Origin of the sequence: Thermosulfurimonas marina (genome assembly GCF_012317585.1) — a bacterium.
GTDB classification, from domain to species: Bacteria; Desulfobacterota; Thermodesulfobacteria; order Thermodesulfobacteriales; family Thermodesulfobacteriaceae; genus Thermosulfurimonas_A; species Thermosulfurimonas_A marina.
Genome location: NZ_CP042909.1, coordinates 340,289 through 357,851, shown reverse-complemented (window position 1 = coordinate 357,851; position 17,563 = coordinate 340,289). Strand labels below are relative to the sequence as shown.

Here is a 17,563-nt window from a genome sequence, read left to right as displayed (position 1 = left end):
TGCGAGATTCCGCCAAGGTATTTAATCACGATCTGGCCCGTGGGCAACCGGGAAAGTAAAATGGAGACATGCCCGTTTTTGCCGGTCCCCACCTTCGGCGGCTCCTGGAGTTGGCCCGGAAGGGTCGCGTGGCTCCGCTTTATCTCTTTTGCGGGGAGGCGGCCGAGGCCCGGGAAAAGGCCGCTCCCCTCCTGGAGATCCTCTCTCCGGAGGCCCCGCTGGAAAAGTTGGACCTTTCCGAGGCCCCTCTGGAGGCCTTCTGGGAGGCCCTTTCCTCGGGGACCCTTTTTGGTCCCCGAAAGGTCCTCTGGGTTGAGGGCGGAGAAAGGTTTCCCGAAAAGGAGATCCCCCGTCTGCGAGAGGCCCTTTCTTCGGGACTGGTCACCCTGGTCCTTCAGGCCCGGGAGCTTTCGGAGGAGGCTCCCCTTTACCGGCTGGCTGACGAGATCGGGGCCGTGGTCCCCTTGGTCCTCCGGAAGGGTCCGGGGCGTTTTCTGGATCTTTTGAGCGAAAGACTTTCGGCCGAGGGCCGACACATGGACCGGGCCACCGCGGAATACTTCCTGGCCCTGGTGGGCGAGGATTATCTCCATTTCCGCCAGGAACTGGAGAAACTCCTCCTTTATACCGCGGGGCGCAAGACCATTGAGCGCGAGGACGTGGAGGCGGTGGTGGTCCCTCCCGAGGAGGCGGAGATCTTTCGGCTGGCCGAAACGGCCCTTCTCAAGGGCCCGGAGGACGCCCGGAGGCTTTTAAGGAGGCTTCTTGATCGAGGAGAATCTCCGGTCCTTATTTTGGGACATCTGGCCGCCTACTTCAAGCGGCTCTGGCTCCTGAATTTTTTGGCCCAGGAAGTCCCGGAGCTCGGTGCCCTTCGACGGTACGAAGATTTTCGCCAGAGACTGGAAAAGGCGGTGCGTGATCGCTGGGAACACCCTCCCCGGGTCCTTCGGGTGCACCCCTACGCCCTCTTTCGGATGCGCGCCCTGGCCCGAAAGCTTCCTCGCGAGTTCTTCCCCGCGGCCTTTTCCGCCCTTTATGCCCTGGATCTGGCCATAAAGCGTGATTTTCAGGCCCCGGAAAGGGCCTTTTTCCAGTTCTTCCTCACCCTCTATCGCCTGCGGCCCGGGACTCCTTTTCCAGAAAGTCGGCCAGGCGCCGGAGTCTTCGGGAAAGCTCGCTCCGGTCCTTGAAGGGGATTATCAGGTGGTGTTCGTCCCTTTCAAAGGCTGGAGGGCTTTCCAGTCGGGCTCCTTGAGAAAGCAGGGCCTCTCGCAGTCGGCGAGTCTCTTCTTCCCTGCGGAAAAGATGGGGTCTCAACCTTCCCCGAAAGGCCTTTAGGAAGGCGTCCCTGGAAGAAAAGGCCTCAAATTCTTCCAGCAATTCCGTAAGAGGCCGATCCTCTTTTCGAGAGAGATCAAGCAGCCCTTCGGTCACCTCCCGGGCCTCGGAGACCGTAAACCTCAGCCTTTCCAGAAGGCCCAGGGTCCGGACCAGGGCTTCCGGGGGAAAGCGCAGGAGGCGTTCGGCCACCTTGAGGGGGAGCCCTCGTTGGGCCACGGCTTCCTTTAACTCCCGCGGGGCCTCGGAAAGCCGCAGAAGGAGAAAGTACCACCGGGCCTCGGCGGAAAAGCCGAGACGCGGGAGGACCTTGCTTGCAGCCTCCTCCGGGGAAAGATAGCGGGAAAATCGGGCCAGGGCCTCGGCCTTTTCTACGGGATTGAGGTCCCGAAAGAGGTTGCTCTCCAGGGCCTGCTCCTGGGCCTTGAGAGGGGAAAGTCCTCGGGCTAAAAGAACCGGGGCCCTTTCCGCCCCCAGGTCCCTCAGGGCCAGGAGGCGCCCTTCGCCCGCCACCGGAAGAAATCGCCCTTCATGTTCGGTTATCACCGGGGGCTCGATGAGCCCCACCCGCCGGAGGCTTTCCCGAAGGAGATCCCCCCGGGGAGGAAAAGAAAAGACGAAGGTTCGGGAGGAAAGATCGATTTCCGAAAGCTTAACTTGCAAGAGTTCCATGGCCTTATTTTTTAGCACTTGAGTTCCTGGGGAGGGAAGGCCTTTATTCCAGGGTCTTTCCGGTAAGGCGTCGTAGGGCTTCCAGGTATCTTTCCCGGGTCTTTTCTACGATCTCTGGCGGGATTTCCGGGGCCGGGGGTCTTTGGTCCCAACCGATCTCCTTAAGCCAGTCCCGGATAAATTGCTTGTCAAAGCTTTTTTGCGGACGCCCGGGCTCGTACTCTTCTTTAGGCCAGAAACGGGAAGAATCGGGGGTCAGGACCTCGTCCACTAGGATAAGCTCTCCGTCCACCAGCCCGAATTCGAATTTGGTGTCCGCAATGATGATCCCCCGGCCTTCGGCGTATTCCGCCGCCTTCCGGTAGAGGAAAAGGGAGATCTCTTTAACTTTTTGGGCCAAGTCTTCGCCGATGATCCGGGCGCATTCCTCAAAGGTAATGTTCACATCGTGTTCTCCCTGCTCGGCCTTGGTGGAAGGGGTAAAGAGGGGCTCCGGGAGCCGGTCGGCCTCGCGCAGACCCGGGGGGAGGGGGAGGCCACAGACCCGGCCGGTCTCCTGGTATTCCTTCAGGGCCGAGCCGGTGAGGTAACCCCGCACGATGCACTCCACCGGAAGCACCCGGGCCTTGCGTACCAGCATGCTGCGTCCGGCCAGGATCTCCCGATAAGGCTTTAAGATTTCCGGGAATTCTTCCGGATCCGCGGTAAGGAGGTGGTTAGGAACTATTTCTTTCAGGAAATCAAACCAAAAAAGAGACATCTGGGTGAGGATACGCCCCTTGTCGGGAATGGGGGTGGGAAGGACCACATCGAAGGCCGAAATGCGGTCGGTGGCCACGATGAGGAGCCGGTCTCCCAGGTCGTAAATATCCCGGACCTTGCCCCGGGAGGCCAGAGGAAGATCCTGGAAATCCGTTTTATAGAGGGCGGTTGACATGACTATTCTACCTAAACATAATGGAATTATGGAGTATGAATTGGTGAATTGGGAAAGCACCTCTTAAACCTAGCTCTGGCAGTGGCCTTAACCGGTATTGTTCAGCCTCTGGTTTAGGAAAAGCCGAAGTGGGCCGTTCTTTTAACCTGTTGCTTTCTTTATTTGCTTTTGGCCTCCCTGGGCCTTTATTTTTTGAGGGAGAAGAAGAATGATTGAAGCTTATATCCTGATCGGAATTTCGGCCCTTTTGCTGGTACTCATAGCCTCTTATTTGGAAAAAAAGACCAGACCCTCTCACAAGTCGGCCTCCTAGGCTGCGGCGCGGGCCAGCTTGCGGGTGCGCTTTTTGAAACGGGAGGCTAGCCGCCGATAACGTTCGTACCGCTCCCAGTCCTTTTCCGCCCGGGCCTTTTCCGCCAATTCCTTGAACTTCCGGATCTTGGCCTTGAGCTCTCGCATGGACCCCCCTACCCGGCGCGGGGCCTCCTCGATCCCGTAGACCTTCTTGAGGGCGGAAATAAGCTCCTCCTTGTTCATGCCGTGGACCCCGGTAATTTCCGGGATCTGGAGGGCCAGCTCCCGCAACTCCTTGATGGTCATCTTTTCGAGCTTTTTGGGAAGAGGGGGAAGACCACCCTCCTGGGCTTCTGGGGCCTCGGCTTGCCTCTCCTCCTTCACCTCTTCGGCCATGACACTCCTCCCGGAAGTTTTTCCCAGAAGATAAACGAATTGTGGCCGGGCTTCAAGATTGTAGTTAAAATTAGGCCATGCTCCCTTGGGGCCTTCTCGAGGAGGAGGACTGGCGCATTCTCCGCGACCTTTACGCCCTGGCCCCGGACTGCGCCAAGTTCCTCTCCCGCAGATTGGGGCTGGATTTGGCCGAGACCATGCGGCGCTTGAGGCGCCTGGAGGCCCTGGGCTTTCTGGAGAGGGTCCAGGGAAGATTCCTTAAAAAGAAGGGGTTGCGCAAGGCCAAACACATGAACCACACTTATTATGAACTTTCACGCCCGGCGCGGATCTTTCTGCGAGGCGCGCTCTTTGAGGAAAGGAGGAAAGAGAGCCCATGATGGAAGAGGCGTCCTTTGTCAGTCCGGAATTGCGAGAGGGGGAGAGCATCGAGGTCCCGGAGGTCCTGCCCCTCATGGCCATCCGGGACATCGTCCTTTTTCCCGGGATGGTCATTCCCCTTTTTGTAGGCCGGGAGAAGAGTCTGGCCGCGGTCTCCGAGGCCCTCTCCGGGGAGAAACTTCTGGTTTTGGTCTCCCAGAAGGACCCCATGGAGGAGGATCCCACCCCGGAAAAGCTCTACCGGGTGGGGGTGGTGGGGCTCATCATCCGCACCTTCAATCTCCCGGAGAATCGTCTCAAGGTCCTGGTCCAGGTCCTGGCCCGGGTGGAGATCCGGGACTTCCTCCAGACCGACCCCTTTTTCAAGGTGCGCATTGAGCCGGTACGGGAAAAGGAGCCCGAGACCCTTTCCGTGGCCGCCGAGGCCCTTATGCGCTCGGCCCGAGAGACCGCGGAAAAGGTCCTGGCCCTGCGAGGCCTTCTCAATCCCGATCTTTCGGCCCTTCTGGCCTCGGTGGAGGAGCCAGGAAAACTGGCCGACCTCATCGCCGCTCACGTGCGCTTCCGGATCTCCGAGGCCCAGGATCTTCTCGAGACCTACGATGGTCTGCCCCGGCTGGAGAAGATCAATCGCTATCTTCAGCGGGAGTTCGAGATCGCCAGCCTCCAGGCCAAGATCCAGACCGAGGCCCAGGAGGAGATGGCCCGCTCCCAGCGGGAGTACTTTTTGCGGGAGCAACTCCGGGCCATCAAGCGGGAGCTAGGGGAGACCGATGAACTGGAGGCGGAGATCGAAGAGCTGCGGGAGAAGATCAAAAAGGCCCGCATGCCCAAGGAGGTGGAAAAGGAGGCCCTGAAACAGCTCTCACGCCTGGAGATGATGCATCCGGATACGGCGGAGGCTACGGTCATCCGTACCTATCTGGATTGGCTCATAGAGCTTCCCTGGAAAAAGAGCACCAGGGATCGCCTGGACCTCAAGGAGGCCCAGCGCATTTTGGACGAGGACCATTACGACCTCGATAAGGTCAAGGAAAGGCTTCTTGAGTATCTGGCGGTAAAGAAGCTCAATCCCCAGGCCAAGGGGCCTATTCTCTGTTTTGTAGGACCTCCGGGGGTGGGAAAGACCAGCCTGGGGCGTTCCATCGCCCGGGCCCTGGGGCGGAAGTTCGTGCGGGTCTCCCTGGGCGGGGTGCGGGACGAGGCCGAGATCCGGGGACACCGGCGCACTTACGTGGGGGCCCTGCCGGGCCGCATCATTCAGGGACTCAAGCAAGCCGGGGTCAACAACCCGGTTTTCATGATCGACGAGGTGGACAAACTTTGCTCAGACTTTCAGGGCGATCCCTCAGCAGCCCTCCTTGAGGTCCTGGATCCCGAACAGAACAAGGAGTTTGTGGACCATTATCTAGGGGTGCCCTTTGATCTTTCCCGGGTCTTATTCATCGCCACGGCCAACATGACCGACCCCATCCCTCCGGCCCTTCTCGATCGCATGGAGGTCATCTACCTTTCCGGCTACACCCCGGAGGAAAAACTGGTCATCGCCCGGCGCTATCTCCTGCCCCGCCAGTTAAAGGAACACGGCCTTTCCGAGGATCATCTCCGGCTTTCCGACCGCACCATCTTCAAGGTCATCTCGGAGTACACCTCCGAGGCCGGGGTGCGGGAGCTAGAAAGAAAATTGGCCGCCCTCTGCCGCAAGGTGGCCCGCAGGATTGCCGAGGGTGAGAAGGGACCCTTTCGCATCACCCCGGCCAACCTGGACAAATACCTGGGGCCCCCGGAGTATGTGGAGGATCTCCGCCAGGAAGAAGACGAAATCGGGGTGGCCACCGGCCTGGCCTGGACCCCCTACGGAGGGGAGGTCCTTTATATTGAAGTCACGGTCATGGAGGGCAAGGGCCATCTTATTCTCACCGGACAACTGGGAGAGGTCATGAAAGAAAGTGCCCAGGCCGCCCTTTCTTACATCCGGGCCCGGGCCCGGGAGCTGGGGATTCCCCCCAAATTTTACGAAAAATACGATTTACACATCCACATCCCTTCCGGGGCCATTCCCAAGGACGGGCCGAGTGCGGGGGTGACCATGGCCGTGGCCATGATCTCCGCCCTCTCCAAACGGCCGGTCCGCAAGGATGTGGCCATGACCGGGGAGATCACCCTGCGCGGAAAGATTCTTCCCGTGGGGGGCATTAAGGAGAAATCTCTGGCCGCCCTGCGCAAGGGGATCAAAAAGGTCCTTCTTCCGGAGAAGAACCTGAAGGATCTGGAGGACATCCCCCCGGAGCTTCGGCGAAAGCTGGAATTCGTTCCGGTAAAACACCTGGATGAGGTGCTCCCCCTTGCCCTCCTCCGGGCGCGCCGGGCCCGGAGGAGGGCCTAGCCTTTTCGGGTCTTATCTTCCCAGCTTGCGGGCCACCTCCTTGGCAAAGTAAGTGATGATAATGTCCGCCCCGGCCCGGCGGATGGAAAGGAGGCTTTCCAGCATCACCCGTTCCTCATCGAGCCAGCCCAGGCGGGCCGCGGCCTTGATCATGGCGTATTCTCCGCTTACCTGATAGGCGGCGATGGGGTGGTTGAACTCCTCCCGCAGGGCCCGGATGATGTCCAGATAGGGCAGGGCGGGTTTGACCATGAGGATGTCCGCCCCTTCTTCGATATCCAGCGCCGCCTCGCGCAGGGCTTCCCGGGCGTTGGCCGGATCCATCTGATAGCTGCGCCGATCGCCGAACTGCGGGGCGGAGTCCGCCGCCTCGCGGAAAGGCCCGTAAAAACTGGAGCAGTATTTAACGGCGTAAGAGAGGATGGGCACGTGGCTGAAGCCCGCCTCATCCAGGGCCTCGCGGATGCGGGCCACTCGTCCGTCCATCATGTCCGAAGGGGCCACCATATCCGCTCCGGCCCGGGCGTGCGAGACCGCGATGCGGGCCAGCTGCTCAAGGGTGGCGTCGTTGTCCACCTCGCTGTCCTTGATGATTCCGCAGTGGCCGTGGCTGGTGTACTCGCAGAGACAGACATCGGTGACCACGAGGAGTTCCGGAACCTCCTTTTTGATGGCCGAGATGGCCCGCTGGACGATCCCGCGCTTGGCGTAAGCCTCGGAGCCCACTTCGTCCTTTTTCTCCGGGATGCCGAAAAGGATTACCGCCGGGACCCCCAGCTCAAAGACTTCCCGGGCCTCGCGTACGGCTTCATCCACCGAAAGCCGAAAGACCCCGGGCATGGAGGAGACCTCCTCCCGCACCCCCTTCCCCGGACAGACGAAAAGGGGGTAGATGAGGTGCTTTACCGAAAGTTCCGTTTCTCTGACCATGGCCCGCAGGGCCTCGGTGCGCCTGAGCCTGCGGGGGCGATATTCCGGAAAGAACATACCTCACCTCCTCTTAAAAACTTGACAAAATTCGTTTATCATTATACGATCTTTTCAAAAAGGTGGGAAGGAGGTTTTTATGTCCTGCCGCATTCATGAGAAGGGTTTTACTCTGGTGGAGTTGGCCATTGTTTTGGTGATCATTGGTATCCTTTTGGGGGCGGTTTTGAAAGGACAGGAGTTGATCAATAATGCTCGGATCCGGAGGGTCCAGAGTGATCTCAAGGGGATCGAGGCCCTGGTCTGGAGCTTTTTCGATCGCTATGGCCGCATGCCCGGGGACTGTAACAAGGACGGGATAATAGACGCCCGGGTGAACAATAGCGTTAGTGACCTGGATAACGATCCAGATACTGGCTTCTGTGCCAGTACTGCTCCTGACGGTGATCGCGATCGTCCCTGGGCGGAGCTCAAGCAGGCTCAACTTCTTCCCCCCGACGCGGACAATCGGGATCTTTCTCGGCATGTCTTCAATGGGAGGTTTTTCATCGGCCGAGCCAATACCGGAGGAACCACTTACGTAAACGCTATCTCAGTAGTTGATCTGCCTTGTTTTGCGGCCAAGGCCATTGACGCCAGTATCGACGGCAATATCGACGCAGGCAAAGGAAGGGTAAGGCGCCTGACCGGGGCTTATACCGCCTCTACCACTTCGGATCCTACTTGGGGGTGTGCCTCGGAAGAGGATCTGGTCGATCTGGTCTATTTCTTTGACAAGCTACCCTAAAGTTTTTTGACGTTCTGCGGTGGGCCGCAAAAATGCGGCCCGCCGCGGCTTTCTTTGTTTTCGAAAAAGTCCTCCGCATTTGTCCTGTTTCCCTTCAGTCGGTAAAATCGGCTTGGAGGGTAATTCTTTCGGATCCGGGTTTTTTGGAAAAAGGAGGGTTTTGATGCGGAGACTTTGGGTCTTGTTTTTCCTCCTTTGGTATGGGTTTGCGGTTTCCGCATTAGCGGGCGGGGAAGGATTTACCCGGGAGGACCGGGAGCGCCTCCTTCGCCTCGAGGCCACGCTCAGGGTTTTCATGGAGCAGGTGGACAAGCGGTTTGAGCAGGTGAATCAGCAGTTTGAGCAGCTTTTCACTTTTCTCTGGATCATTACGGGGATATTCACGGCTCTGGTGGTGGCGGTGATTGGCTTTGCGTATTGGGACCGTCGGACGATTATTCGGCGGGCGCGGGAGGAGGCGGTGGAGGAGGTGGAGAGGATGTAGGGGGTAAGTCGGTTGAGGGAGTTGTTGCGGGCTTTGAGGGAGCTGGCCAAGGAGGATGCGCGGCTGGCCGAGGTCCTGAGGTCCTTCGGTTTGCTTTGAGGGCGGAGGGGATTAAAATGCAGGCGTGGCCAAGGCGCGGCTTTCTCTTGTTTCGGAGAAGGAACTTCCGGAGGGGCTTCGGCCCCTGGTAGTGGAGGTTGCGGCCGGAAGCGAGACCCCGCTTTTCAAGTTCTTTGAGCGTCTTCCGCGGGATCTCGCCGCCGACCGCCTTGACCGGCGCCGGTTTCTTCTTTCGGGCCCTCTTTGCGCCTTCCGCGACCTCCTTCGGGAGCACCTGGACCTCAAGTTCAGCAAGGGTCTTCTGGTCTATCTGGAGGGTTTTCGTCTGGATTGGGTGCGGGATCTCCGCCCCCGGCACGGGGTCATCCCCCCGCAGGATCTTTCCTTCATCCTCCTTCCCCGGGAGGAGGTCTTACAGCTTTCTCCGGCCCTTAAGGCCCGCCACCTTTATTTCGGGGTGGAGTTCGTAGGGCCGGAGACTCTGGCCTTGGAGGTGGTAAAAAGCCGTCTTCCCCTGGAGCTTGAAGGGGAGCCCGGGGGAGAAAGACGGGTCCTCCTTTGCGCCAGCCTTGCCGATCTCCTGGTTCATCTGGTAAAACCTCTGCTGGCTTTCCCTGAACTTAAGGGGGCTGCCGAGGGCCTCCTTGAGGCCCTGAGGGCCGAGGCCCCGGAATGCCTGGGAGAAATCTAGGAGGTTTGCAAATGGGACTTACGGTGGCGGAAAAGATCCTCGAGCGCCATCTGGTAAAGGGTTCTCTTAGGCGGGGAGAGCCCATAGCCATCCGTATCGATCAGACCTTGACCCAGGATGCCACGGGGACCATGGCCTATCTCGAATTCGAGGCCATAGGGCTTGACCGGGTGCGCACCGAGCTTTCGGTCTCCTATGTGGACCACAATCTTTTGCAGACGGACTTTCGCAACGCTGACGACCATCGTTTTCTCCAGACCGTGGCCGCCCGTTACGGGATCTGGTTTTCGCGTCCGGGAAACGGGATCTGTCACCAGGTTCACCTGGAACGCTTTGCCCGGCCGGGGAAGACCCTTCTCGGCTCAGACAGTCACACCCCCACCGCTGGGGGCTGCGGGATGATAGCCATCGGGGCCGGGGGGCTTGATGTGGCTATGGCCATGGCCGGAGAGCCTTTTCACCTGATCATGCCCCGCATCGTAGGGGTCTATCTCACCGGAAAGCTCCCTCCCTGGGTCTCGGCCCGGGATGTGGCCCTGTGGCTGCTGCGCCGGCTTACGGTCAAGGGCGGCCTGGGAAAGATCCTAGAGTATTGCGGTCCGGGGGTAAAGGAGCTTTCCGTTCCGGACCGGGCCACCATCGCCAATCTGGGCACGGAGATGGGGGCCACTACCAGTGTCTTTCCCTCCGACGAGGTCACCCGGGCCTGGCTTTATGCTCAGGGTAGGGAAGGGGACTTTGAGGAGATCCTTCCGGATGAAGGGGCTCACTATGATGAGGTGATCGAGCTTGATCTCTCCACCCTCGAGCCCCTTGCGGCCTGCCCTTCCTCTCCGGACAACGTAAAGCCCGTGGCCGAGATCGCCGGCCGTCCCGTGGCCCAGGTTATCATCGGCTCCTGTGCCAACTCCTCCCTTCGGGACCTTTTGGTGGTGGCCGAGGTCCTTTCGCGCCATCCGGTGCACCGGGACACTTGTCTGGAGATCAATCCCGGATCCCTTCAGGTGGTGGAGAACCTTGAGGCCCTTTCGGCCTTTCGCAAGCTGGTCCACGGCGGGGCCCGCATCCACCAGTGCGGGTGTCTGGGTTGTATCGGCATGGGACAGGCCCCCCCTACGGAGGCCATCTCCCTGCGAACCTTCACCCGCAACTTTCCCGGCCGCTCGGGCACCCGTCCGGACTATGTCTACCTGGTCTCACCGGAGACCGCGGTGGCCTCGGCCGTGCGCGGGGTGATCACCGATCCGCGAGAGCTCGGAGAATATCCGGAGATCCGCCTCCCAGAGCGTTTCATCCTCAACGACACCCTTCTCGTTCCTCCTCTTCCGGAAGAAGAAGCCCGGAAGGTGGAGATCATCCGGGGGCCGAACATCGTGCCCCTTCCCAAGTTTGATCCCCTGCCCGAGGACCTGGAGGGGGAGATCCTTCTCAAGGTGGGGGACAACATTACCACCGACCATATCATGCCCGCGGGGGCCAAGATCCTTCCCCTGCGTAGCAACCTTCCGGCCATAAGTGAATATGTCTTTTCGGCGGTGGACCCGGAATTTTCTCAAAAGGCCCTGGCCCTTAAGGAGAGGGGGCGGGCGGTGGTGATCCTCGGAGGCGAAAACTACGGTCAGGGTTCCTCCCGGGAGCATGCGGCCTTGGCCCCCCGCTATCTCGGGGTGCGCCTCAAGATCGCCAAGAGCTTTGCCCGCATCCACAAGGCCAATCTCATTAATTTTGGCATTCTTCCGGCGGTGCTGGCCAACCCTGCGGACTACGAGCGGCTTTCTGCGGGCGATCGGGTGCGCCTCAAGGGGATCCGCGAGGCCCTCTCTCAAGGAGCTACGGAGGTCCCCCTGGAGGTAGAGGGCAAGGGGGAGATCCCCTTAAGGCTTGACCTTACCGAGAGAGACCGGGAGATCATCCTTGCGGGCGGCCTCCTCAATGTGGTGAAGAAATGAACCGGGAAAGGCGGCGGGAACTGGGGGGTCCGTGAAAATCCGTCTATTTATCCTCATTATTGCTCTGGCCGGGCTTCTCCTCCTTTCCTTGCGACCCCTGGCCGGCTTTTATACCGAATATCTCTGGTACCAGGACCTGGGGTATCTGGGGGTCTTTCTTCTGCGGTTCAAGGTGGAGGCCCTTCTCTTTCTGGCCGCGGCCCTGGTCTGCGGGGGGCTCTTTTTCCTCCATGGCTGGCTGGTGCATCGTTTGGCTTCGCGGGAGGCCTTCTGGTCCCGGTATTTTGATCCGCGCCTGCGGACTTTTCTTTCGGAAAAATTCCGCGGGGCCTTTCGGCTGCTTTCCCTGTTGGTGGCCCTGGCCTTTGGGTTTTCGGCTCGCCCCCTGTGGTCCGAGGCCCTTCTGGCCCTAAAAGGAGAGACCTTCGGCCTCAAAGATCCCCTTCTCCATCTGGATGTAGGCTTTTACCTCTTCCGGCTTCCTTTTATGCGCTATCTCGGGGATCTGGCCCTGGCGCTCTGGACTCTGGCCTTTCTTTTCGGGGTCCTCCTCTTTCTCGCCTTTGGCCACCTGGAGGCCGGAGGGCGCCTGGGCCTGAGGCTCTCCCTTCCTTTTCGGAAATATCTGGCGGTGATGTTCGCCCTCTTTTTCCTGCGCCTGGCCTACGACCTCTTTCTGGACCGGGCGGACCTTCTTTTTGATTCCCGGGGGGTGGTCTTCGGGGCCGGCTATACCGAGGCCCGGGTGGTCCTTCCAGCCCTGAATGCCCTGGTGGTCCTTTCCCTGGTTGCCGCCGTACTTTCGGCGGCCTTTGTCCTTAAGCCCCGGCGGGAGATCCTCTTCGGCCTGGTCGGGGGCTATGCCCTGATCTATTTTCTGGGTCTCAAGTTCCTCCCCGGCCTGGTGCATCGCTATGTGGTCCAGCCCAACGAACTGGACAAGGAAAAACCCTATATCGCCCGAGAGATCCGTTTCACCCGTCTGGCCTATGGGCTGGAACGGGTTACGGAAAAGCCCTTCCGTTTCGGTCCTCCTCTTACCCACAAGGATCTTGAAGAAGAGGCCGCCACGGTTCGGAACATCCGTCTCTGGGATCACCAGCCGCTCCTGGAGACCTACAGTCAAATCCAGGAGATCCGCACCTACTATCGTTTCGTCTCCGTAGATAACGACCGTTATCTCTTGAACGGGGAGTTGCGGCAGGTCATGCTCTCGGCCCGCGAACTCTCCTATCCCGACCTTCCCAGCCGTTCCTGGATCAACCTCCACCTCATCTATACCCACGGTTACGGGCTCACCCTAGGGGTGGTCAACCAGGTTTCTCCGGAGGGACTTCCGGTCCTCCTTATCAAGGACATTCCTCCTCGCTCTCTGGTGGATCTTCGAGTCCTTCGTCCAGAGATCTATTTCGGGGAACTCACGGAGACCTACGCCGTGGTCAATACCCGTCTCAAGGAGTTTGACTATCCGGCCGGAGAAAAAAACGTCTATACTACCTACCGGGGAAAGACCGGGGTGCGGGTGGGGGGTCTCCTGCGGCGTCTCCTCTTTGCCTATCATTTCGGGACCAGCAAGTTCCTTTTTTCCCAGGACATCCTTTCTGACTCCCGCATTCTTTATCATCGAGAGATCCGGGAGCGGGTGAAGAGGGTAGTGCCTTTTATGCTGGTGGACCAGGACCCTTACCTGGTGATCGGCCGTGACGGGCGGCTTTTCTGGTTCGTGGACCTCTACACGGTCTCCGACCGTTTCCCTTATTCTCGCCCGGTAAAGGGTCTGGGCAACTACGTGCGCAATTCGGGGCTTGCCGTGGTGGACGCCTACCACGGTACGGTGGAGCTTTACCTCAAGGATCCGCAGGACCCTCTGGTGCGCACCTATCAGAAGATCTTCGGTATCTTTCGCCCCCTTTCGGCCCTGCGCGAGGATCTGCGGGCCCACCTCCGCTACCCTCACCGTCTCTTTTCCCTTCAGGCCCAGCTTTACGCCCGCTATCACATGACCGATCCCCGGGTCTTTTACAATCAGGAAGATCTCTGGGAGATCCCTAAAAGTCCCAAAGATCCGCGGCGCTACATCCGGGCTTACTACACTATTATGCGCCTTCCCGGGGAGAGGCGTCCGGAATTCATCCTCATGGTGCCCTTCACCCCGGCCAAAAAGAGTAATCTTTCGGCCTGGATGTGTGCACGCTGTGATCCCGCGCACTACGGCCAGATGCTGGTCTACCGTTTCCCCAAACAGACCCTGGTTTATGGGCCACAGCAGATCGAGTCCCGCATCAACCAGGATCCGGAGATCTCTCGCCAGATCTCCCTCTGGGACCAGCGGGGAAGCCGGGTGATCCTGGGGACCCTTCTGGTCATTCCGGTCAAGGGCAACCTCCTTTATGTGCAACCCCTTTATCTTAAGTCCGAAAGCGGGCAGATTCCGGAGCTTAAGCGGGTGATCGTGGCTTACCGCAACCGTATTGTGATGGCCGAAACCCTGGAAAAGGCTCTGGAAAGGCTCTTTGCTCCTTCTCCCAAGGAGAAGGCCCAAGAGGCCCTTGAAGAGGGGGTGCAGGCCCTTAAGGAGGGGGCCCGGGCCGGATGGGAATATCTCCGGGAGCTTTATCGTCGGGCCGAGGAGGCCCTGCGTCGGGGTAATCTGGAGGAGTTTGGAAGGCTCTGGAAGGAAATCGGACAAAGCCTGGAGAAGAGGCCATGAAAAGGAAGTTCCTGGTTTGGGCTTTGGGGGTCTCTTTCTGGGCCTCCCTGGCCTTGGCCGGCTCTTCCCCTTTTGAACCCGTGAAAGAAAGGCTGGTGCGCGAGGGGTTTTCTCGGGAGAAGGTGGAGGCCCTCTTTTCCGATCCCCGGGTGCGCTTTCTTCCGGAGATTATGCCCCGTAAGCTCACCTGGGACGAGACCAAACTCCCCTACCAGCAATTTTTGCGGCCGGAGCGCTTGGCCCGGGCCCGGGCCTTTCTTGAGGCCTGGAGGCCCTTTCTTTCGGAGATCGAGGCCCGGTTCGGGGTGGAAAAGGAGGTCCTGGTGGCCCTTCTTCTGGTGGAGTCCGACCTCGGCCGCCATCACGGCCATTACGAGGTCTTCAATGTCTTGGCCAGCATGGCGGCTTCCTCCGACTGGGAGCGGGTGAAACCCTACCTTCCGCAGGAACTCTCCCCGGAAGAAGAAGCCCGTTTAAAGGAGATTATGGCCCGCCGTTCGCGCTGGGCCTATAGGGAACTCCGGGTGCTCCTTGAGATCTCCGAAAAGTACGGCTTGGATCCTCTGGCCCTTAAGGGTTCTATTTTTGGGGCCTTTGGCTACCCCCAGTTCGTGCCCTCGAGTTTTCGCGACTATGCCGTGGACGGCGACGGGGACGGCCGGGTGGACCTTTACACCTTGACCGACGCCCTGGCCAGCGCAGCCAATTATCTTCGGCGCCACGGCTGGCGCCCGGGGCTCTCCCGCGAAGAAAAAAAGCGGGTCCTTCTCACCTACAATCACAGCGAACCCTATGCGGAGACCGTGCTCGCCATCGCCGAGCGTCTCAAGCCTCTGAAGGATACAGAAGGAAGGAAAGGTGGTTCCGGAAAGACCGCCGCGCCCGGAACTTGAGGCCCGGCTTTTTTCCCTGAGGGAGGCCTTACGAGACTCGGGCCTTGAGGGGGCCCTTCTTACGCATCCCCTGAGTATTTTTTATTTCACCGGGGCCTTTGCCCGGGCCCATCTCCTGGTCACGGAAAGGCAGCTGCGTTTTCTGGTCTTTCGGCCCCTGGAGAGGGTGCGCCGGGAAAGCCCCTTTCCGGCGGAGCCCTTCCGGTCGCTCAAGGGGCTTCCCGGACTCCTGCGGGAGGCCGGACTGCGCCGGGTGGGGCTGGAGTTCGCCAGCCTCTCCCACCGGGACTTCCTGCGTTACCAGGATCTCCTGCAGGACTTTGAACTTTCAGACCTTTCCGGAATCATTTCCTCCCTGCGCCAGATCAAATCCCCTTACGAGAGGGCCTGTCTGCGCGAGGCCGGACGCCGGCTGGCCGAGGCCCTCTCTGCGGCCCTCCCACGCCTTAAACCCGGAATGACCGAGCTTGAGGCCCTGGCGGAAATCGAGACCGAGCTCCGACGCAGGGGGCACCCGGGGCTGGTGCGTTCGGCCCGGGGAAACGAATTCGCCACCGGACTTCTGGTCTCCGGCCCCGAGGCCGTGGAACCCACCTATATGGTGGCCGGGGAGGGAGGACGCGGGGTGCCGGGTTTCCCTTCCGGGGCCAGCCTCAAGGAGATCCGACCCGGAGAGCCCGTCCTGGTGGATGTGGCGGGCTATTTTGCCGGCTACTATGTGGACCAGACCCGGATGCTGGTCTTCGGCAAGCCCTCCAGGGAAGTCCAGGAGTATCTGGAGATCGCCGAGGCCTTAATGGCCACCGGAAAGAGGCTTTTGCGCCCGGGGGTCTCTGCCGAAGAGGTCTATTACGCTCTTTTCGGGGAGGCCGAACGCCTAGGGGTCTCGGAGTTTTTCATGCGCCACGGGGAGGAGGGAGTGAACTTCGTGGGACACGGGGTGGGGCTCTGCGTGGACGAGGACCCGCCGCTGGCCCCGGGGGTGAAAACCCCCCTCCGTGCGGGTATGTGCCTGGCCCTGGAGCCCAAGCTCCATATCCCCGGTCTCGGGGTGATCGGTTTTGAGGATACCTGGAGCCTAGAGGAAGACTCTGCGGAAAAATTAACTGTGTTTTTGCCAAAATTTAAAATAATTTCTTGCCAATAGGACTTTTCGGATTTGCCAATAAGATTTTCTAATGATAAAAAATTAAAAAATCGTTTGAGGGTAGAGACGACCCTTTCATTTGGTAGAAGGTGCGTGTTTTTTCCACCAGCGCAGGAAGAGCTTGCGTTTGAGTGGGGAGAGGTGATCCACGTAGAGGACACCGTTTAAGTGGTCCAATTCGTGTTGGACGGCGCGGGCTCTTAAGCCTTCCAATTCCATCTCGAAGGGTTTTCCTTCGCGATCCAGGGCGCGGACCAACACCCGGGAAAACCGTTTCACTTTGGCGGAATATCCCGGGATACTGAGACAACCTTCTTCTTCGTAGAGTTCTCCCTCGGCTTCCACGATCTCCGGGTTGAGGAAAAAGAGGGGGCTTCGGGGGGCCTTTTCCTCCCGCTGGGCCAGATCCAACACGAAGATCCGCTGGAGTTCTCCCACCTGATTGGCGGCCAGCCCCAGACCCTTGGCGGCGTACATGGTCTCCAGCATGTCCTCCAGGAGGTCCTGGAGCTTCCCGTCTATTTCGCGGACTTCCTGGGCCCTCTCCCGGAGAAGGGGATGGCCGTAGACCAGGATCTTACGTATGGCCATAGTTTCCTCTCCAGTGCAGTGATCAGTCCTTCGGGACTGTAAATCATAACTAATATAAGAATAATTCCGAAAATAGCCACCTCATAGTCCTCAAAGTGGGTGAGGACTTCGGGAAGAAGGGCCAGGAACACCGCTCCGGCCACCGCGCCCCAAAGGCTGGCGATGCCTCCCACCACTACCATGGTCACAAACTTCACCGAGTGAAGGAAGGTAAAACTGTAAGGGCTGATAAAAGTCACGAAGTGGGCGTAGAGGGAGCCGGCAAGGGTAGCCAGGGAGACCGAAAAAAGGAAGACCCCCATCTTCAGACGCTGAATGCTGTAGCCTAGGGAGCGCAGAGCAGGTTCGCTGTCGTGGAGGGCCAGCAAGGCCCGGCCCCAGGGGGAATGAATAAGATGGAGGCTTAGGAGAAGGGCTAGAAGGACCAGGATCCAGGTGAGAAGAAAGGTCTGGCGAAAGGAAAGGAAGATCAGGCCGCCGGCCGAGAGGGGCGGTATGCCTACCAGGCCGGAGGGTCCCCCGGTAAGTTCCACCGCCTCTTTGAAAAAGATCTCCACGATCACCCCCAGTCCCAGGGTGGCCAGAGCCAGGTAATGGCCCCGCAGGCGCAGGGTGGGGACCCCTATTACCAGGGCCAGGGAGAGGGTGAAAAGCTGGGCCAGAAGGATTCCGGCCAGGGGAGAGACCCCGTAGCGGGTGGTGAGGATGCCTGAGGCGTAGGCTCCTAAGCCGTAAAAGGCTGCGTGTCCCAGGGAGACCTGGCCGGCGTAGCCCATGAGAAGGGAAAGCCCGATGACCACCAACACCTGAAGACCCACCATGGTCAGCACGTTAAAGAGGTATTCGTTCCGGAGGCCGGAAAAAATTCCCAGGACCAACCCCCCTAGAGCGGCTATCTTGAGATATTCCCGCAGCAT

The 17,563-nt window shown here is 59.5% G+C and carries 16 protein-coding genes; 10 read left to right on the top strand and 6 right to left on the bottom strand.

The features are described 5' to 3' along the window. Positions 1–68 precede the first annotated feature (68 nt). Entirely contained in the window at positions 69–1,193 is a 1,125-nt protein-coding gene (gene holA, locus FVE67_RS01835) for a DNA polymerase III subunit delta (protein WP_168718973.1), read from the top strand. Here holA and FVE67_RS01830 read toward each other — a convergent pair. The 3 genes from FVE67_RS01830 to FVE67_RS01820 all read right to left on the bottom strand — a co-directional run bounded on the left by FVE67_RS01830 (position 1,105) and on the right by FVE67_RS01820 (position 3,640). After that, positions 1,105–2,013 carry a ParB/RepB/Spo0J family partition protein gene (locus FVE67_RS01830; RefSeq protein WP_168718972.1) on the bottom strand — a complete coding sequence of 303 codons (909 nt, stop codon included), beginning with the start codon at positions 2,011–2,013 and terminating at the stop codon, positions 1,105–1,107. The genes holA and FVE67_RS01830 overlap by 89 nt on opposite strands. Positions 2,014–2,056: 43 nt before the next feature. Then, the gene (locus FVE67_RS01825) at positions 2,057–2,950 is read right to left on the bottom strand and encodes a phosphoribosylaminoimidazolesuccinocarboxamide synthase (RefSeq protein WP_168718971.1); all 894 of its coding nucleotides are present in this window, start codon (positions 2,948–2,950) and stop codon (positions 2,057–2,059) included. 309 nt (positions 2,951–3,259) lie between these two features. After that, positions 3,260–3,640 carry a Rho termination factor N-terminal domain-containing protein gene (locus tag FVE67_RS01820; RefSeq protein WP_168718970.1) on the bottom strand — a complete coding sequence of 127 codons (381 nt, stop codon included), beginning with the start codon at positions 3,638–3,640 and terminating at the stop codon, positions 3,260–3,262. 77 nt (positions 3,641–3,717) lie between these two features. Between FVE67_RS01820 and FVE67_RS01815 the strand changes: the two genes are divergently transcribed. Together FVE67_RS01815 and lon are read left to right on the top strand one after the other, a co-directional pair. Beyond that, a complete protein-coding gene (locus FVE67_RS01815; RefSeq protein WP_168718969.1) occupies positions 3,718–4,020 on the top strand; it encodes a DUF2250 domain-containing protein in 303 nt (100 codons plus the stop codon). Continuing rightward, positions 4,017–6,407 carry an endopeptidase La gene (gene lon / locus FVE67_RS01810; protein WP_168718968.1) on the top strand — a complete coding sequence of 797 codons (2,391 nt, stop codon included), beginning with the start codon at positions 4,017–4,019 and terminating at the stop codon, positions 6,405–6,407. The genes FVE67_RS01815 and lon overlap by 4 nt, the downstream gene beginning before the upstream one ends. A 12-nt stretch (positions 6,408–6,419) precedes the next feature. Here lon and hemB read toward each other — a convergent pair whose 3' ends face one another. Then, the gene (gene hemB, locus FVE67_RS01805; protein WP_168718967.1) at positions 6,420–7,394 is read right to left on the bottom strand and encodes a porphobilinogen synthase; all 975 of its coding nucleotides are present in this window, start codon (positions 7,392–7,394) and stop codon (positions 6,420–6,422) included. Positions 7,395–7,473: 79 nt separating this feature from the next. On the opposite strand from hemB, the gene FVE67_RS01800 reads away from it, so the two are divergent. The 7 genes from FVE67_RS01800 (at position 7,474) to FVE67_RS01770 (ending at position 16,055) form a co-directional block, all read left to right on the top strand. Then, entirely contained in the window at positions 7,474–8,121 is a 648-nt protein-coding gene (locus tag FVE67_RS01800) for a type II secretion system protein (protein ID WP_168718966.1), read from the top strand. Between the two features lie 163 nt (positions 8,122–8,284). Next, on the top strand, positions 8,285–8,605 hold the full coding sequence (locus tag FVE67_RS01795; protein ID WP_210534629.1) for a hypothetical protein: 321 nt from the start codon (positions 8,285–8,287) through the stop codon (positions 8,603–8,605). A gap of 124 nt (positions 8,606–8,729) precedes the next feature. Then, the gene (locus FVE67_RS01790; protein ID WP_168718965.1) at positions 8,730–9,356 is read left to right on the top strand and encodes a hypothetical protein; all 627 of its coding nucleotides are present in this window, start codon (positions 8,730–8,732) and stop codon (positions 9,354–9,356) included. Positions 9,357–9,367: 11 nt separating this feature from the next. Beyond that, on the top strand, positions 9,368–11,305 hold the full coding sequence (locus FVE67_RS01785) for an aconitate hydratase (protein ID WP_210534628.1): 1,938 nt from the start codon (positions 9,368–9,370) through the stop codon (positions 11,303–11,305). Between the two features lie 31 nt (positions 11,306–11,336). Continuing rightward, positions 11,337–14,015: a UPF0182 family membrane protein gene (locus FVE67_RS01780; protein WP_168718963.1), complete on the top strand. Its 2,679-nt coding sequence runs from the start codon at positions 11,337–11,339 to the stop codon at positions 14,013–14,015. Beyond that, on the top strand, positions 14,012–14,908 hold the full coding sequence (locus FVE67_RS01775; RefSeq protein WP_168718962.1) for a lytic murein transglycosylase: 897 nt from the start codon (positions 14,012–14,014) through the stop codon (positions 14,906–14,908). Before FVE67_RS01780 ends, FVE67_RS01775 begins: the two co-directional genes overlap by 4 nt. Further along, positions 14,874–16,055, top strand: coding sequence for a M24 family metallopeptidase (locus FVE67_RS01770; RefSeq protein WP_168718961.1), 1,182 nt, complete (start codon positions 14,874–14,876; stop codon positions 16,053–16,055). The genes FVE67_RS01775 and FVE67_RS01770 overlap by 35 nt, the downstream gene beginning before the upstream one ends. Before the next feature lie 75 nt (positions 16,056–16,130). Here FVE67_RS01770 and def read toward each other — a convergent pair whose 3' ends face one another. Together def and FVE67_RS01760 are read right to left on the bottom strand one after the other, a co-directional pair. Then, the gene (gene def / locus FVE67_RS01765) at positions 16,131–16,646 is read right to left on the bottom strand and encodes a peptide deformylase (RefSeq protein WP_168718960.1); all 516 of its coding nucleotides are present in this window, start codon (positions 16,644–16,646) and stop codon (positions 16,131–16,133) included. Then, on the bottom strand, positions 16,574–17,563 hold the full coding sequence (locus FVE67_RS01760; protein ID WP_168718959.1) for a branched-chain amino acid ABC transporter permease: 990 nt from the start codon (positions 17,561–17,563) through the stop codon (positions 16,574–16,576). The genes def and FVE67_RS01760 overlap by 73 nt, the downstream gene beginning before the upstream one ends.

Bases quoted from the DNA above. Each gene is read 5' to 3' on its own strand.
- FVE67_RS01820 (WP_168718970.1), bottom strand. From the start codon at position 3,640: ATGGCCGAAGAGGTGAAGGAGGAGAGGCAAGCCGAGGCCCCAGAAGCC.
- lon (WP_168718968.1), top strand. From the start codon at position 4,017: ATGATGGAAGAGGCGTCCTTTGTCAGTCCGGAATTGCGAGAGGGGGAG.
- FVE67_RS01760 (WP_168718959.1), bottom strand. From the start codon at position 17,563: ATGCTGCGGGAATATCTCAAGATAGCCGCTCTAGGGGGGTTGGTCCTG.
- FVE67_RS01800 (WP_168718966.1), top strand. From the start codon at position 7,474: ATGTCCTGCCGCATTCATGAGAAGGGTTTTACTCTGGTGGAGTTGGCC.
- holA (WP_168718973.1), top strand. From the start codon at position 69: ATGCCCGTTTTTGCCGGTCCCCACCTTCGGCGGCTCCTGGAGTTGGCC.
- FVE67_RS01795 (WP_210534629.1), top strand. From the start codon at position 8,285: ATGCGGAGACTTTGGGTCTTGTTTTTCCTCCTTTGGTATGGGTTTGCG.
- def (WP_168718960.1), bottom strand. From the start codon at position 16,646: ATGGCCATACGTAAGATCCTGGTCTACGGCCATCCCCTTCTCCGGGAG.
- FVE67_RS01825 (WP_168718971.1), bottom strand. From the start codon at position 2,950: ATGTCAACCGCCCTCTATAAAACGGATTTCCAGGATCTTCCTCTGGCC.
- FVE67_RS01775 (WP_168718962.1), top strand. From the start codon at position 14,012: ATGAAAAGGAAGTTCCTGGTTTGGGCTTTGGGGGTCTCTTTCTGGGCC.
- hemB (WP_168718967.1), bottom strand. From the start codon at position 7,394: ATGTTCTTTCCGGAATATCGCCCCCGCAGGCTCAGGCGCACCGAGGCC.
- FVE67_RS01830 (WP_168718972.1), bottom strand. From the start codon at position 2,013: ATGGAACTCTTGCAAGTTAAGCTTTCGGAAATCGATCTTTCCTCCCGA.
- FVE67_RS01785 (WP_210534628.1), top strand. From the start codon at position 9,368: ATGGGACTTACGGTGGCGGAAAAGATCCTCGAGCGCCATCTGGTAAAG.
- FVE67_RS01815 (WP_168718969.1), top strand. From the start codon at position 3,718: ATGCTCCCTTGGGGCCTTCTCGAGGAGGAGGACTGGCGCATTCTCCGC.